Genomic DNA, 14,392 nt, shown 5'->3' on the forward strand with positions numbered 1-14,392 from the left:
GCCTTGGGCAGCGCGAGTCAGGGCGTGCCGCCCCCGGCCGCGGGTGTCACAGGGGCAGCAGCATGGCCAGCATCCCGATCGCCATCGAGAGCCGGCAGGCCCGCGCCAGCTCCGGCCGGTCGCCCCACCCGGCCGCCGCAGGGCCGCCGGTCACCGCGCCGCCGCCCGGTGCGGGCACGGGTGGCGCCCCCGGACCGCCGCCGGCCACCGTCACCACGGGTATCAGACGTACGCCGGTCAACAGCACGTATCCCGTGAAGTACAGCAGCAGCGCCCCGGTCAGCAGCGGTGCGCCGGACGCGCCGTGCCCGTGCGCGTGGGCGGGGGAGCCGGCCATCACCACCGCCATGTAGACCATCGCCGCGGCCCCCACGAGGTGGTGCAGGTGGTGGCGCCCCGACCGGGCCGCCCAGAACGCCCGCAGCCCGGCGGCCCCGAACACCACCGCGTACGCGGACCAGACCCAGGTCGGCGGGGTGAACGCCGCGGCGGGCACGGCCATGGCGGCCATGCCGAACCCCATGAGGGCCTCGCCGCCCGCGGCGCGGCGCTGCTCCTCGACGCTGCTGCGCAGCCGCAGCAGGCAGTAGGCGCCGGTCGCCGCGCACAGCGCGACCAGCAGCCATCCGGGTGACGCCGATTCGTGCACACGCACCTCCCGTTCGGCGGTCCACGGTCTGTCAAGGACTGCCCGGGCCATGCGGCGCGCACGCGAGCGCAAGGGGGTACGCGGGGGCATCCGGGGGAGCGCGCGCCCCTCGCCGCCGAGGATCGCCGTCGGCCGGTGCCGGTGCCGGCCGACGGTGACGGGAACGGTGACGGGGACGGTGACGGGAGTGCATCCGATATTTGATTCACGGGTAAAACACTTGTTAAGGTAAATCCCATGAGCAGTGCGACCCCCACCTCCGGCACCTCACCGGCCCGACGACTCTCCCTGGCCGGCGTGCTGCGCCTGCGACGGCCCTCGGAGATCTGGTTCAAGCCCGCCCTCAGTTCGGTCGCCGCCGTGGCCCCGCCCAACCTGCTCCTGCTGGCGCTCGGCCGGCTCGACCTGGCGATGTACACGATGGCCGGGTCCCTGTGCGCGCTCTACGCCCACAACCGCCCCTACGCCGCCCGCGCCCGCACCCTGGCGTGGGTGGTGCTCGGCATGATCGGCGGCCTCGCCGTCGCCCTGGTCACCGCCTCGCTCACCCGCGACGCCGTCGTCCTCGTCACCGTCGGCGCGCTGCTGGCCGCCGTGCAGAAGGCCCTGTGCGACGCCACCCGGGTCGGCCCGCCGGGCAACGTGGTCCTGACCTTCATCAGCTCGGCCGCCCTCTTCGTCCCGCAGACCCTCGGGCAGATCCCCGGCCACCTGGCGCTGGCCGCCGCCGCGGGCGTCTGGGCCTGGCTGGTCGGCATGGCGCCCGCCCCGGTCCGCCCGCACGGCCCGGAACGCCGGGCCACCGCCCAGGCACTGAACGCCGCCGCCGCGTACGCCGCCGCCCACGGCACCGGCGCGGACGAGGACCACGCCCCCGCGCGCGCCGCCGGGTACGCCGCCGTACAGGGCGCCTGGCAGACGCTGCTGGCCCTGCCGTCCACCGGCGTCCGCGCCGCCACCCGGCACGCCCTGGAACGCCTCGTCGTCCGTGCCGAGGTCGCGCTCGCCGCCCCCGCCGACACCGACCCGGAGCGACTGCGTGCCTGGGCCCACGCCCTGCGCGGTGCCGGCCGCATCCCCCGCACCGGCGACGCCCCCGCGGACACCGACGAACTCCTCGGCGTGGAAGCCGAACTCGCCGCCCGCCCCGCGCCGCTGTGGCGGCGGCTCGGTCCCCTGGCCCCCCTCGCCGCCCGCACCGCCCTCGGCTGCGCGCTGGCCGGATACGCCTCCCTGGCCCTGGGCATCGGCCGCCCCTACTGGGCTCTGGTCACCGCCGCCGCGCTCTACCAGGCCAACCTGACCCTGACCTGGAGCCGGGCCGTGCAGCGCGTGGTCGGCAACCTCGCGGGAGTGCTGCTGTTCGCCGCCATCGCCCCGCTCGCGCACCTCGGACAGGCGCTGCTCGTCCTGTGCTGCCTCGCCCTCAACTTCGGCGCCGAGGCCCTCATCACCCGCAACTACTGGCTCGGCAGCGTCTGCGTCACCCCGATGGCCCTGCTGGTCACCGAGTTCGCCGGCTACCAGGCCACCGGCGACCTGATGACCGAGCGGGCCGTGGACACCGTCGTCGGCGCCCTGGTCGGCTTCCTCGCCGCCGTCGTCGTCACCAACCGGCGCGCCGGGAGCAGCGTCGAAGGGGCGGTGACCGCGGCCGACCGCGCCCGGGAGCGCGCCGCGCGCCTCCTCGCCGAGCCCGCTCCCGCCCCCGGCGCCCTGGAGGCCGCCCGCCGGGGTCTGGCCGCCGCGCTGACCGACCTGAGGGCCACCGCCGACGGGGCGGCCGGCGAATGGTGGGGGCGCGCACTGCCCCAGGAGAGGGTCGTGCTCGCCGAGCGGTCCGGACACCGTACGCTCGCCGAGGCGGTGCGACGCCAGGCAGTGCGTCCGGACCGGGACGCGGGCACGAGAACGGAGGACGTACGGCCATGACCGCAACCGAGGGGGGAGCGAACGACGGGGGAGCCGGTGCCGGTTCCGGCGCCGGAGGGACGGGGCCGGGCGGCGACACCGTGGCCGCGGTCGTACGACAGTGGCGTGCCGTCCATCCGGACCTCGACACCGGGCCGATGGAGATCATCGGCCGCATCAACCGCTGTGCCGCCCTCCTCCAGCAGGCCGAGGACGCCCCGCTGCGCCGGGCGGGCCTCAGCCGGGCCGAGTTCGACCTGCTCGGCGCGCTGCGCCGCACCGGGCACGAGCTGACCCCCGGTGAGCTGGCCCGGGAAACCTTCTCCTCCGGCGCGGCCGTGACCAAGCGGCTCAAGCAGCTCACCGAGCGCGGCCTGGTCGAGCGGCGCGGCGACACCCGCGACCGCCGGGTCGCCCACGTCCGCCTGACGGACGCCGGACGCGACCTGGTCGACGGCATCCTGCCTGAGCAGCTCGCCTACGAGTCGGCCGTCCTGTCCGGCGTGGACGTGCCCCGGCAGGGCGAGCTGGCGGTGCTGCTCGGCGGGCTGCTGGGCCAGCTGGAGGGCCGCCTGGACGCTCTGCGGGCCTGAGGCGCCGGTGGGGCGGCGGGCGGGTCGAGGCTCGTCTGCCGTCTGCCGCCTGCCGCCTGCCGCCTGCCGCCTGCCGTCCGCGCTCGGCGTACCAGGCGGCTCCTGCCCGGTACGCCCTGCCCGGCGCGGGCGGGCTCCGGGAACAGGACGGGCCGGGGCGCCGCGCGACGGGTTGCCGGGGCGGCGGGCCGCCTGCCGGGCCCGTGGTGCGTCAGCGTTCGTCGCCCGCCCGGTACACGCCGAACATCGCGCCCTGCGGGTCCCGCAGCACCGCGATGCGCGGCCCGTCGGGCACGGAGGTCGGCTCCATGAGCACGGTGCCGCCGCCGTCGGTCGTGTCGACCGCGACGGTGTTCACGTCCGCCACCGCGAAGTACGGCAGCCAGTGCGCCGGCACCTCGTGCGGGAACTTCTCGTCCATCGTCACCATGCCGCCGAAGTCCGCCCCGTCGATCCCCCACTGCGGGTAGCGGTCCGAGGCGCCGACGCTCCAGCCGAACACCGTCGTGTAGAAGTCGGCGGCCCGGTCGGGCTCCCGGGTCAGCAGTTCCACCCAGCCCAGCGAGCCGGGCGCGTTGAACAGCCCCGCACCGGGGAACGAGCGCCCCTGCCACAACTGGAACACCGCCCCGGTCGGATCGGCGGCCACCGCGAACCGGCCCGCGTCGAAGACGTCGGCGGGCCCCTGGAGGGCCGCTCCGCCGGCCGCCGTCACCTGCCGTAGGGCCGCGTCGACGTCGCGCACGGCGAACGACACGTTCCAGGCGACCGGCTGACCCTGCTGGTACAGCGGCGTCAGGGCGGCGACCGCCGCGCCGTCGATCCTGGCGATCGTGTAGCCGCCCGCCTGCTGCCGCGGGTCCGTCTCGGGCCACCAGCCGAACAGCTTGGTGTAGAACCGCTTCGCCGTTTCCAGGTCGGTGGTCCCCAGCTCCGCCCAGCAGGGCCCGCCGGTGACCGGTTCGTGGAGCTTCATCGTGGTGGCGTCCTTCCGCCGGGACCGTGGGCCGTGGGCCGTCCGCCCCTTCCGTCCCTTCAGACGCTAAGGCCGGACCCGGGCCGCGGCCATCCGGCACGTACCGCCCCGGTCGCGCTGCCGCCCCCGCGGCTCAGATCCCGGGCCGGTAGCGCAGCGGATGCTCCGCGGGCACCTCCACCAGCACGATCCGGGTGCCGTCCGGGTCCGCGATCCACATCTCGACCAGCCCCCACGGCTCCTCGACTGGCGGCCGCACGATCTCGACGCCCCTGGCGCGCAGTTCCTCGTGGGCGGCCGCCGCGTCCTCGACCTGGAGCCACAGGGCCAGCCCGGGGGTGAGGGGAGCGTCCGAGCGCCCGGAGACCTCCAGGAAGCCGTTGCCGAGGAAGTAGACGGTGCCCCGCTCGGGACCCGTGCCGAACTCCCGGTGGACGGCGAGACCGAGCTGCTCTCCGTAGAAGGCGCGGGAGCGCTCGGGGTCGGTGGGGCGGAGCAGGGTCCGGCTGCTGAGTACGTGCACCATGCGTCCCGACCCTAGTGGCGCCCTGCCACGGCGTTACGCTCATCGGTGCCCGCGCCGCGCCCAGAACGAACCGGAGACGCCCCATGGACACCGCCGACAGCCCGCTGACCTACCGCGACGCCACCGACGCCGACGTGGACGCGCTGGTGGCGCTCATCGAGTCCGCGTACCGGGGCGACGCGAGCCGGGCCGGGTGGACCACCGAGGCGGACATCCTCGAGGGGCAGCGCACCGACCCGCAGGGTGTCCTGGAGGTCGTCAAGGCACCGGACAGCCGGCTGCTGACGGTGGAGCGGGACGGCCGGATCGTGGCCTGCTGCCAGCTGGAGCACCGCGGGGCGCACGCCTACTTCGGGATGTTCGCCGTCAGCCCGGCGCTCCAGGGCGGGGGACTGGGCAAGGCGATCATCGCGGAGGCGGAGCGGCGGGCCCGCGCGACGTGGGGCGTCACGGAGATGCACATGACCGTGATCTCGGTGCGCGAGGACCTCATCGCCTGGTACGAGCGCCGCGGCTACCGCCGTACGGGAGAGACGACCCCCTTCCCGTACGGCGACGAGCGCTTCGGTATCCCGCAGCGCGACGACCTCCGGTTCGAGCTGCTGGTCAAACCGCTGACGTGACGGGCGGGCGTCCGGCCGGGCCGGCTGCGCGGCCGAGCCGGCCGCTCAGGCCGTGAAGCGCCCGGTGCGCTTGATCTCCGGATAGTCGGTCGTCGCGCCGTCCAGGCCCAGGGCGCGCACCAGCCGCAGGTGGTCCTGCGTGTTCACGGTCCAGCAGAACACCCGCAGCCCCGCCTTGCGGGCCTTCCGCACGATCTCCAGCGTGACCCTGTTGATGTCCAGACACAGGGTCCGGGCACCCGCCGCCACCGCGCGGTCCACGACCTCGGGGCCGTAGTACTGCGCGACCAGCGCGGTCCGCACCCCCGGCACGAGCCGGGCGATCTCGACGATGGCCTCGTCGTGGAACGAGATCACCTCCACCCGGTCGACCAGGTCCCGGCGCAGCATCACCTCGGCGAGGACACGAGCGGCCGCCGCGTCCTTGATCTCGGCCTGCAACGGCACCGAGACGGCGTCCAGCGCCTCCTCGAAGACCGGGACCCGCTCCCCGCGCCCGGCGTCCAGCGCCCGCAGCTCCTCGAGGGTCTTGTCGGCGATCGCACCGGTGCCGTCGGTGGTGCGGTCCACGTCCGCGTCGTGCATGACCACGAGCGCGCCGTCCTTGCTCAGGTGCAGGTCCAGTTCGACGACGTCGAGGCCGGCCTGCTCGGCGGCGACGAAGGAACGCAGGGTGTTCTCGGGTTCGACACCCATCGCTCCGCGGTGACCGATGGTGAGGAAGTTCAAGGCTCGACTCGCTTCCGTCGACGTCGGCGTGGGCAGGGCGCAGCCTAACGGGCCCTGCCGGACCGTTTCCCCCGTGCCGCGCCGGGTATACGAATCCGGCGTCCGACAGGAAAAAATGCGGTGAAGGCCGGGGTGAGGCAGGATAATTTACGGAGCCTCCCCTTGATTGGAGAAACGTCGTATGACTACGGTGTTCTGACGCAAGCTTCTCCCGTGGAGGATGGGACATGACGGAAATTCTTGTGCAGGTGGGTGCGGAGGAGAACGTTCCTCCGGCGAGCAGGGTGGTGGAGCACCCGGCGTGGCCCGTGCTCAAGGATGCCGTGGAGCAGATCCGGCCATGGCAGTCCAAGGACGGGTCGATCGACTTCGACGCCGAGGGCGCCCCCGGCCGGGCCGCCGCCGAGGACGCCGTACGCGTAGTGACCGAGGCCGTGCGCGAGCTGTCCCCGCTGCTGCCGCACGACCGCGCCTACCACGAGGCCCTGGTGACCGACCTCGCCCGCTGGGCGGACGGCGGCTTCGAGGTGCCCGACTTCCTCGACTCCCTGCTGGCCTTCCAGCCCGCCGCGAACCGCGCGGACGGCCTCCAGCACCTGGTCGTCTTCCCGATGTACACGCAGAACGGCAACCCGGACCGCAACCTCGAAGCGGTCGTGCTGCGCATGGTCTGGCCCGACTGGCTGGCCGAACTGGAGCGCACCCGCTACGACAACCCGCTGTTCTGCGGCATCACCTTCGAGGACTTCACGGCCGGCTACGACACCAACTCGGCCGTCCTCTTCCCGGAGACCATCGCCGTGCGCGAGGCCCCGGAGCGCTTCTCCTGGGGCGGCATCTTCTGCGACCGCGAGGCCGCCCGCTTCCGCCGCGTCACCGAGGCCGCCGTGGGCCTGCTGGGCCTGGAGCTGCCCGAGGACGTCGCCGCGATGGTCGACGACCAGAAGCGCTGCGAGGAGGCGTTCGTGCTGTGGGACATGGTCCACGACCGCACCCACAGCCACGGTGACCTGCCCTTCGACCCGTTCATGATTAAGCAGCGCCAGCCGTTCTGGATGTACGGCCTGGAGGAGCTGCGCTGCGACCTCACCGCCTTCAAGGAGGCCGTGAAGCTGGAGGCCGACGGCGTCCCGCAGGCCCGCGACGTGCAGTACGCGGTGCTCTTCGACCGCATGTTCCGCTTCCCGGTCACCGGCGAGCGGGTGCGCAACTACGACGGCCTCGGCGGCCAGCTCCTCTTCGCCTACCTGCACAAGCACGACGTCGTCCGCTGGACCGACAACAAGCTCTTCATCGACTGGCAGCGCGCCCCGCAGGTCACCAACCAGCTGTGCGCCGAGATCGAGAAGCTCTACCGCGACGGCATCGACCGCCCGAAGATCGTCCACTGGTTCGCCGGCTACGAGCTGGTCTCCACCTACCTCGCCCCGCACCCGGGCTCGAAGTGGGCCAAGGGCCCCGACGCCCTGGACCTGTCCCTGCCGCCGCGCAAACTCGTCGACGACGTGCTTCCGGACGAGTTTCCGCTGAGCATGTTCTACGAGGCCCTGTCCAAGAAGCTCAAGAAGGTGATCGCCTCGACCCGGGGTATCACCGCGGCGGCGGACGGCGCCGAGCGGGCCGCCGCGTGAGCGACGGCACCGGCGGGCAGGATCAGGCAGCACGGCAGCAGGCTCGGGAGGCGAGGACCATGGGGAACGGGGCGCTCGACGGCGCGGTGATCGCGGTGGCCGGGGCGGGCGGGCCCGCCGGACGGGCCGCGCTGCTGCGGCTCGCCGAGGCGGGCGCGACCGTCGTCGGCGCGGACAACGACCCGGAGCGGCTCGCGGAGGCGGTGGACGCGGCGCGCTACGCGCACGGCGGCGCCACCGTCACCGGCGAGACCGTCGACCTGCTGGACCTGGACTCCACCCGGGCCTGGGCCGACCGCACCGAGCAGGAGTTCGGCCACGTCGACGGCGTGATCCACCTCGTGGGCGGCTGGCGCGGCAGCAAGACCTTCACCAAGACCGAACTCGGCGACTGGGACCTCCTGGAGAAGCTGCTCGTCCGCACCGTGCAGCACACCTCCCTCGCCTTCCACGAGGCGCTCCAGCGCAGCGACCGCGGCCGCTACCTCCTGATCAGCGCTGCCGGAGCGTCCAGCCCCACCGCGGGCAACGCCGCCTACTCGGCCGCCAAGGCCGCAGCCGAGGCCTGGACGCTGGCCATGGCAGACTACTTCCGCAAGGCGGGGGGCGAGCAGGGGCCGACCTCGGCGGCTGCGATCCTGGTGGTCAAGGCGTTGGTGCACGACGCGATGCGCGCCGAGCGCCCCAACGCGAAGTTCGCGGGCTTCACGGACGTGCGTGACCTCGCCGAGGCAGTCGCCGGTGTCTGGGACAAGCCCGCCGCGGAAGTGAACGGAAACCGTCTGTGGCTGACCGAGAAGCCGTGAACCCCCCGAAGACCGACGCGCGTCGCCATCACGACCCCGAGGTCCGCGGTTTCGCCAGTGACAACTACGCCGGGGCCCACCCGGAGGTGCTCGCCGCCCTGGCGCTGGCCAACGGCGGGCACCAGGTCGCGTACGGCGAGGACGACTACACCGACAACCTCCAGCGGGTGATCCGCGGCCACTTCGGCTCCGGCGCCGAGGCGTTCCCGGTCTTCAACGGCACCGGCGCCAACGTCGTCGCGCTCCAGGCGGTCACCGACCGCTGGGGCGCGGTGATCTGCGCCGAGAGCGCGCACATCAACGTCGACGAGGGCGGCGCCCCCGAGCGCATGGGCGGCCTCAAGCTGCTCACCGTCCCCACCCCCGACGGCAAGCTCACGCCCGACCTCATCGACCGCCAGGCGTACGGCTGGGACGACGAGCACCGGGCGATGCCGCAGGTCGTGTCGATCACCCAGAGCACCGAGCTGGGCACCCTCTACACGCCCGACGAGATCCGCGCCATCTGCGAGCACGCCCACGCGCACGGCATGAAGGTGCACCTGGACGGCTCCCGGATAGCCAACGCCGCCGCCTCGCTGGACGTGCCCATGCGCACGTTCACCAACGCGGTCGGCGTCGACCTCCTCTCCCTAGGCGGCACCAAGAACGGCGCGCTGTTCGGCGAGGCGGTCGTCGTCCTGAACCAGGACGCCGTGCGCCACATGAAGCACCTGCGCAAGCTGTCCATGCAGCTGGCCTCCAAGATGCGCTTCGTGTCCGTGCAGCTGGAGGCGCTGCTGGCCAAGGACCTGTGGCTGCGCAACGCCCGGCACTCCAACGAGATGGCCCAGCGCCTGGCCGAGGGCGTGCGCGCCGTGCACGGCGTGGAGATCCTCTACCCGGTGCAGGCCAACGCCGTCTTCGCCCGGCTGCCGCACGACGTGAGTGAGCGCCTTCAGAAGCGGTTCCGCTTCTACTTCTGGGACGAGGCCGCCGGCGACGTGCGCTGGATGTGCGCGTTCGACACCACCGAGGACGACGTCGACGCGTTCGTGGCCGCCCTCAAGGAGGAGACGGCGCGCTGACGCCACCGCTCACACTATGCATAGGTATGCGGTCACCTGAAAAGTCATTGACTGGAGGGTGATCGCTTTCCTATGCTCTGCGGGCATGGAGCTGATCCAGAAAACCCCTGACCTGTCCGCCTATCTGGCTGCCGATGACGCCATCGACCACGATCATCCGCAGGTGCGGGACGCGGCCGGCCGGTTGGCGAGAGAGGCGGAGGACTCGTATGCCTATGCGCGGCTGGCCTTCGAGTTCGTGCGCGACACCATCCCGCACTCACAGGACTCCGAGGACCCGCGCGTCACCTGGCGGGCCTCCGACGTCCTGGAGCGGCGCACCGGCATCTGCTACGCCAAGGCCCATGCGCTGGCCGCGCTGCTGCGGGCCGAGGACATCCCGACCGCGCTCTGCTACCAGCGGTTGGACGTGGTGCACGGCCTGGTCGCCGTACGCCTCGACGGTGCCTGGCACCGGCAGGATCCGCGCGGGAACAAGCCCGGCGTGAACGCGCGGTTCTCCCTGGGCAGGGAGCGACTGGCCTTCACGCCGGACCACGCGGCGGGCGAGGCGGACTACCCGGAGCTGTACGCGGCGCCGCACCCGGTGGTGCTGGACGTCCTCAAGGCGGCCACCGACCGCCCGCACCTGTGGCGGACCCTCCCGGCGGCGCTCTGAAGCGCGCGGCTCAGTGCGCCTGCGCGGTGCGCAGCTGCTCGGGCGTGGGTGCCGTGCCGCCGAGGTGGGCCGGCATCCACCAGGTGTCGTCGGCCCCCTTGGGGCGTACCGGGTAGGCGCGCTGCGCGGCCTCCAGCAGTTCCTGCACCCGTTCGCGCAGCCGCCGGGTGATGGCACCCGCGTACTGCTCGCGGGAGGCCTCCATGGCCTCGCCGACCCGGATGGTGATGGGGGTGTGGCTGCGCTTGAAGTTGCGCGGGTGGCCCTTGGTCCACAGGCGCTGGGTGCCCCACAGGGCTACGGGGACCAGGGGGACGCCCGCCTCCTGCGCGAGCCGCGCGGCTCCCGACTTGAAGCTCTTCAGGGTGAAGGACTCGGAGATCGTCGCTTCCGGGAAGACGCCGACGATCTCGCCCGACTTCAGCGAGTCGAGGGCGTGCGCGTAGGCCGCCTCGCCCTGCTTGCGGTCGACCGGGATGTGCTTCATCCCGCGCATCAGCGGACCGGAGATCCGGTGCCGGAAGACGGATTCCTTCGCCATGAAGCGCACCAGCCGCTTCTGCGGCAGCGCGGCCAGGCCGTCGAAGATGAAGTCCAGGTAGCTGATGTGGTTGCTCACCAGCACGGCGCCGCCCGAGCGCGGGATGTTCTCCGATCCCTGGCAGTCGATCTTGAGGTCCCACGCCTTGAACAGGGTGCGGGCGAGACCGATCACCGGGCGGTAGACGAGTTCTGCCATGGGCGGGTCGAACCCTTCCTTGTCAGCCTGGGAAGGGGGCTCCCAGTCGAAAGTTACGCACCCGTAGGTTTACGGGCTTGTCGCAGATCGTGCCCCAAGAACGGCCGGTGTACCAGCCTTGGTGCCCGTGTGCGGCGAGATCCTCATCACTTGCCGGTCCGGGTGTGGCCGAAATGCGACGGTGGGCGGGAATCTCCGCCGCTGTGCGAGCGCTGCACCTTCGGAGGACCGACCGGTGGCGCGCGGGGCACGCGCGCCCGACAGTGCCGCGGTGGCGGCGGAAGGGGGCGCGCCGGTGCGCGGCCAGGACGACGACAGGCGGGCGGCGGCCCCCGCCCCACGGCTCGACGCGGCCGACCTCGGTGCGGAACTCGGTGCCCGCGCCACGCTCGTGCAGTTCTCCAGCGCCTTCTGCGCGCCCTGCCGGGCCACCCGGCGGGTGCTGGGAGAGGTGGCGGGCATGGTCCCCGGCGTCGTCCACATCGAGATCGACGCCGAGGACCGGCTGCGACTCGTCCGCGCCCTCGGCGTGCTCAAGACCCCCACGGTCCTGGTTCTGGACGCCGACGGCCGCGTCGTGCGGCGTGCCGTCGGGCAGCCGCGCAAGGCGGACGTGATCGCGGCGCTGGGTGAGGCGGTGTGACAAGCGCCACGCCAGTGCTGAGGCCTTCTCCACAGCCGCCGCATCCGGGGACGTAATTGACTGTGTGTGCCATCCGTCGTCAGCCTGCCCCCATGCCCCGCTCGCCGTTCCCGGGACCGGGGCGCAACGCAGAAGGACCACCCCGTATGACGGTCACACCCGACCGCACCGCACCGCTGCCCGCCACCGACGATCTGCTGCGGTCCGTTTTCCGGCGGCATGCCGCGGGTGTCGCCGTGATCACCGCCCGGGGGCCCCGCGGTCCGGTCGGTTTCACGGCCACGTCCCTCACCTCCGTCTCCGCCGACCCGCCGCTGCTCTCCTTCGGCATCGGCACCGGCTCCTCCAGCTGGCCCGCGGTCTCCGAGGCGGAGCACGTCGGCGTCCATGTGCTCGGCGAGCACCAGGAGGAGCTGGCGGCGACCTTCGCCCGCAGCGGCGCCGACCGCTTCGCGGCACCCACCGCGTGGCGGGAGGGACCCGAGGGGGTGCCCGTGCTGGACGGCGTGCTCGCCTGGCTCGTGTGCCGCGTGGCCGGCCGGGTGCCCGCGGGGGACCACCGGATCGTGCTGGCACAGGTGCTCCTCGGCGACCCCGCGGGAACCGGCGCGCCGCTCCTGTACCACCAGGGGCGATACCGCGGTCTGCGGGACTGACCGGTCGGCGGGACACCTTCTGCGCGGGCGTCGGGTTCCGGTTACGCTGCGTTGCGAAGGTCACAGTTCAAAGCGCTTGCTTAGCGGGAAAGAACTGGATGTACTGACGAGTAATATTCCGGGCGGAGCGCAGGTCGCCCCGACCGGGATCGGCCGCTTGGGGCGCCTATGCTGCCTGCAAGAGGCAGCACTGAAATGTCGACGCAGTAGGAGAGCCGGCGTGAGCTTGAGGATCGTTGTCACTGTGAAGTACGTGCCCGACGCCACTGGCGACCGGCACTTCGCCGATGACCTGACCGTCGACCGGGACGACGTGGACGGTCTGCTCTCCGAGCTGGACGAGTACGCGGTCGAGCAGGCGCTGCAGATCTCCGAGAATTCCGACGACGACGTCGAGGTCACCGTCCTGACGGTGGGCCCCGAGGACGCCAAGGACGCGCTGCGCAAGGCGCTGTCCATGGGCGCGGACAAGGCGATCCACGTCGAGGACGACGACCTGCACGGCACCGACGCCATCGGCACCTCCCTGGTGCTGGCCAAGGCGGTCGAGAAGGCCGGCTACGACCTGGTCGTCTCCGGCATGGCCTCCACCGACGGCACCATGGGCGTCGTCCCCGCGCTGCTCGCCGAGCGCCTGGGCGTGCCGCAGGTGACGCTGCTGTCCGAGGTCTCGGTCGAGGGCGGCGTCGTCAAGGGCCGCCGCGACGGCGACTCGGCCACGGAGCAGCTGGAGGCCTCCCTGCCGGCGGTCGTGTCGGTCACCGACCAGTCGGGCGAGGCCCGTTACCCGTCCTTCAAGGGCATCATGGCGGCCAAGAAGAAGCCGGTGGAGTCCTGGGACCTGTCCGACCTCGACATCGACGAGGACGAGGTCGGCCTGGAGAACGCCTACACGGTCGTGGAGTCGGCCGCCGAGCGTCCGGCGCGCACCGCGGGCACGATCGTCAAGGACGAGGGCGAGGGCGGCAAGCAGCTCGCCGAGTTCCTCGCGGGCCAGAAGTTCATCTGAGGCCCCGCCGCCCCCACCGCCCCTCATCTTTCGCAAGCAGGAGAGAAGAAGTCCCATGGCTGAAGTTCTCGTCTACGTCGATCACGTGGACGGTGCCGTCCGCAAGCCGACCCTGGAGCTGCTGACCCTGGCCCGCCGCGTCGGCGAGCCCGTCGCCGTCGCGCTGGGCAACGGCGCCGGTGACACCGCCGCCGTGCTCGCCGAGCACGGCGCGGTGAAGGTCCTCACCCACGAGGCCGCCGAGTACGCCGACTACCTGGTCGTGCCGAAGGTCGACGCCCTCCAGGCCGCCGTCGCCGCGGTGTCCCCGGCCGCCGTGCTGGTCCCGTCCTCCACCGAGGGCAAGGAGATCGCCGCCCGCCTGGCGCTGCGTCTCGGATCGGGCGTCATCACCGACGCCGTCGACCTGGAGGCCGGCGACGAGGGCCCGGTGGCCACCCAGTCGGTGTTCGCCGCCGCCTTCACCACCAAGTCCCGCGTCTCCAAGGGCACCCCGGTCATCACGGTCAAGCCGAACAGCGCCGCCGTCGAGCCCGCCCCGGCCGCCGGCGCGGTCGAGGCCCTGTCCGTCACCTTCTCCGCCGCCGCGACCGGCACCAAGGTCACCTCGCGCACGCCGCGCGAGTCGACCGGCCGCCCGGAGCTGACCGAGGCCGCGATCGTCGTCTCCGGCGGCCGCGGCGTCAACGGCGCGGAGAACTTCGCGATCATCGAGGCGCTCGCCGACTCCCTCGGTGCGGCCGTCGGCGCCTCGCGCGCCGCGGTGGACGCGGGCTGGTACCCGCACACCAACCAGGTCGGCCAGACCGGCAAGTCCGTCTCGCCGCAGCTGTACATCGCCTCCGGTATCTCGGGCGCCATCCAGCACCGCGCGGGCATGCAGACCTCGAAGACGATCGTGGCGATCAACAAGGACGCCGAGGCCCCGATCTTCGAGCTGGTCGACTACGGCGTCGTCGGCGACCTCTTCGACGTCGTCCCGCAGCTCACCGAGGAGGTCAAGACCCGCAAGGGCTGACCTCCCCGCCGTACCGCACGCCGAGGCCCCCGGTGACGTCCACGGACGTCGCGGGGGCCTCGGCGTGCCCCGCAGGATGGGTGTTGACCGGCGAAGAACCGACAGATAACTTCACTCTACGGATAAGTGATTCCGTTCAGCGGAAAAATGAACATCAG

The 14,392-nt window shown here is 72.6% G+C and carries 16 protein-coding genes; 11 read left to right on the plus strand and 5 right to left on the minus strand.

Annotation, left to right across the window (positions count from 1 at the left end; genetic code table 11):
* Window positions 1-46 precede the first annotated feature (46 nt).
* Window positions 47-649 carry a DUF5134 domain-containing protein gene (locus B9W62_RS33985; protein WP_087810752.1) on the minus strand — a complete coding sequence of 201 codons (603 nt, stop codon included), beginning with the start codon at window positions 647-649 and terminating at the stop codon, window positions 47-49.
* A gap of 237 nt (window positions 650-886) precedes the next feature.
* Between B9W62_RS33985 and B9W62_RS33990 the strand changes: the two genes are divergently transcribed.
* Complete coding sequence (locus tag B9W62_RS33990) at window positions 887-2,581, plus strand: FUSC family protein (protein ID WP_087810753.1); 1,695 nt, start codon at window positions 887-889, stop codon at window positions 2,579-2,581.
* Window positions 2,578-3,153 carry a MarR family winged helix-turn-helix transcriptional regulator gene (locus B9W62_RS33995; protein WP_087810754.1) on the plus strand — a complete coding sequence of 192 codons (576 nt, stop codon included), beginning with the start codon at window positions 2,578-2,580 and terminating at the stop codon, window positions 3,151-3,153. Before B9W62_RS33990 ends, B9W62_RS33995 begins: the two co-directional genes overlap by 4 nt.
* 211 nt (window positions 3,154-3,364) lie before the next feature.
* Here the strand turns inward: B9W62_RS33995 and B9W62_RS34000 are convergent, their stop codons facing one another.
* Together B9W62_RS34000 and B9W62_RS34005 are read right to left on the minus strand one after the other, a co-directional pair.
* The gene (locus B9W62_RS34000) at window positions 3,365-4,129 is read right to left on the minus strand and encodes a VOC family protein (RefSeq protein WP_087810755.1); all 765 of its coding nucleotides are present in this window, start codon (window positions 4,127-4,129) and stop codon (window positions 3,365-3,367) included.
* Window positions 4,130-4,262: 133 nt separating this feature from the next.
* On the minus strand, window positions 4,263-4,655 hold the full coding sequence (locus tag B9W62_RS34005; RefSeq protein ID WP_087810756.1) for a VOC family protein: 393 nt from the start codon (window positions 4,653-4,655) through the stop codon (window positions 4,263-4,265).
* A gap of 83 nt (window positions 4,656-4,738) precedes the next feature.
* Here B9W62_RS34005 and B9W62_RS34010 point away from each other — a divergent pair, with 83 nt between their 5' ends.
* Window positions 4,739-5,278 carry a GNAT family N-acetyltransferase gene (locus tag B9W62_RS34010; RefSeq protein ID WP_087810757.1) on the plus strand — a complete coding sequence of 180 codons (540 nt, stop codon included), beginning with the start codon at window positions 4,739-4,741 and terminating at the stop codon, window positions 5,276-5,278.
* A gap of 45 nt (window positions 5,279-5,323) precedes the next feature.
* Here the strand turns inward: B9W62_RS34010 and B9W62_RS34015 are convergent, their stop codons facing one another.
* Window positions 5,324-6,007: a glycerophosphodiester phosphodiesterase gene (locus B9W62_RS34015; RefSeq protein WP_087810758.1), complete on the minus strand. Its 684-nt coding sequence runs from the start codon at window positions 6,005-6,007 to the stop codon at window positions 5,324-5,326.
* Between the two features lie 227 nt (window positions 6,008-6,234).
* Here B9W62_RS34015 and B9W62_RS34020 point away from each other — a divergent pair, with 227 nt between their 5' ends.
* The 4 genes from B9W62_RS34020 (at window position 6,235) to B9W62_RS34035 (ending at window position 10,169) form a co-directional block, all read left to right on the plus strand.
* A complete protein-coding gene (locus tag B9W62_RS34020; RefSeq protein WP_087810759.1) occupies window positions 6,235-7,638 on the plus strand; it encodes a DUF6421 family protein in 1,404 nt (467 codons plus the stop codon).
* A gap of 59 nt (window positions 7,639-7,697) precedes the next feature.
* Window positions 7,698-8,444: an SDR family NAD(P)-dependent oxidoreductase gene (locus tag B9W62_RS34025; protein WP_087810760.1), complete on the plus strand. Its 747-nt coding sequence runs from the start codon at window positions 7,698-7,700 to the stop codon at window positions 8,442-8,444.
* Entirely contained in the window at window positions 8,441-9,511 is a 1,071-nt protein-coding gene (locus B9W62_RS34030) for a threonine aldolase family protein (RefSeq protein ID WP_087810761.1), read from the plus strand. Before B9W62_RS34025 ends, B9W62_RS34030 begins: the two co-directional genes overlap by 4 nt.
* A gap of 85 nt (window positions 9,512-9,596) precedes the next feature.
* The gene (locus tag B9W62_RS34035) at window positions 9,597-10,169 is read left to right on the plus strand and encodes a transglutaminase domain-containing protein (RefSeq protein WP_179235804.1); all 573 of its coding nucleotides are present in this window, start codon (window positions 9,597-9,599) and stop codon (window positions 10,167-10,169) included.
* Between the two features lie 10 nt (window positions 10,170-10,179).
* On the opposite strand, the gene B9W62_RS34040 is transcribed toward B9W62_RS34035, so the two are convergent.
* Window positions 10,180-10,908, minus strand: a complete 729-nt coding sequence (locus B9W62_RS34040; RefSeq protein ID WP_052837115.1) for a lysophospholipid acyltransferase family protein — start codon at window positions 10,906-10,908, stop codon at window positions 10,180-10,182.
* Window positions 10,909-11,179: 271 nt separating this feature from the next.
* On the opposite strand from B9W62_RS34040, the gene B9W62_RS34045 reads away from it, so the two are divergent.
* From B9W62_RS34045 to B9W62_RS34060, 4 genes are all read left to right on the plus strand, one after another.
* Window positions 11,180-11,551, plus strand: coding sequence for a TlpA family protein disulfide reductase (locus tag B9W62_RS34045; RefSeq protein WP_373433719.1), 372 nt, complete (start codon window positions 11,180-11,182; stop codon window positions 11,549-11,551).
* 146 nt (window positions 11,552-11,697) lie between these two features.
* Window positions 11,698-12,207: a flavin reductase family protein gene (locus tag B9W62_RS34050; RefSeq protein WP_087810763.1), complete on the plus strand. Its 510-nt coding sequence runs from the start codon at window positions 11,698-11,700 to the stop codon at window positions 12,205-12,207.
* A gap of 220 nt (window positions 12,208-12,427) precedes the next feature.
* Window positions 12,428-13,216, plus strand: coding sequence for an electron transfer flavoprotein subunit beta/FixA family protein (locus tag B9W62_RS34055; protein ID WP_030398801.1), 789 nt, complete (start codon window positions 12,428-12,430; stop codon window positions 13,214-13,216).
* A gap of 55 nt (window positions 13,217-13,271) precedes the next feature.
* Window positions 13,272-14,234 carry an electron transfer flavoprotein subunit alpha/FixB family protein gene (locus B9W62_RS34060; RefSeq protein ID WP_087810764.1) on the plus strand — a complete coding sequence of 321 codons (963 nt, stop codon included), beginning with the start codon at window positions 13,272-13,274 and terminating at the stop codon, window positions 14,232-14,234.
* The last annotated feature ends 158 nt before the right edge of the window (window positions 14,235-14,392 follow it).

It is taken from the genome of Streptomyces sp. CS113 (genome assembly GCF_002188365.1).
Classification (GTDB): domain Bacteria; phylum Actinomycetota; class Actinomycetes; order Streptomycetales; family Streptomycetaceae; genus Streptomyces; species Streptomyces tendae.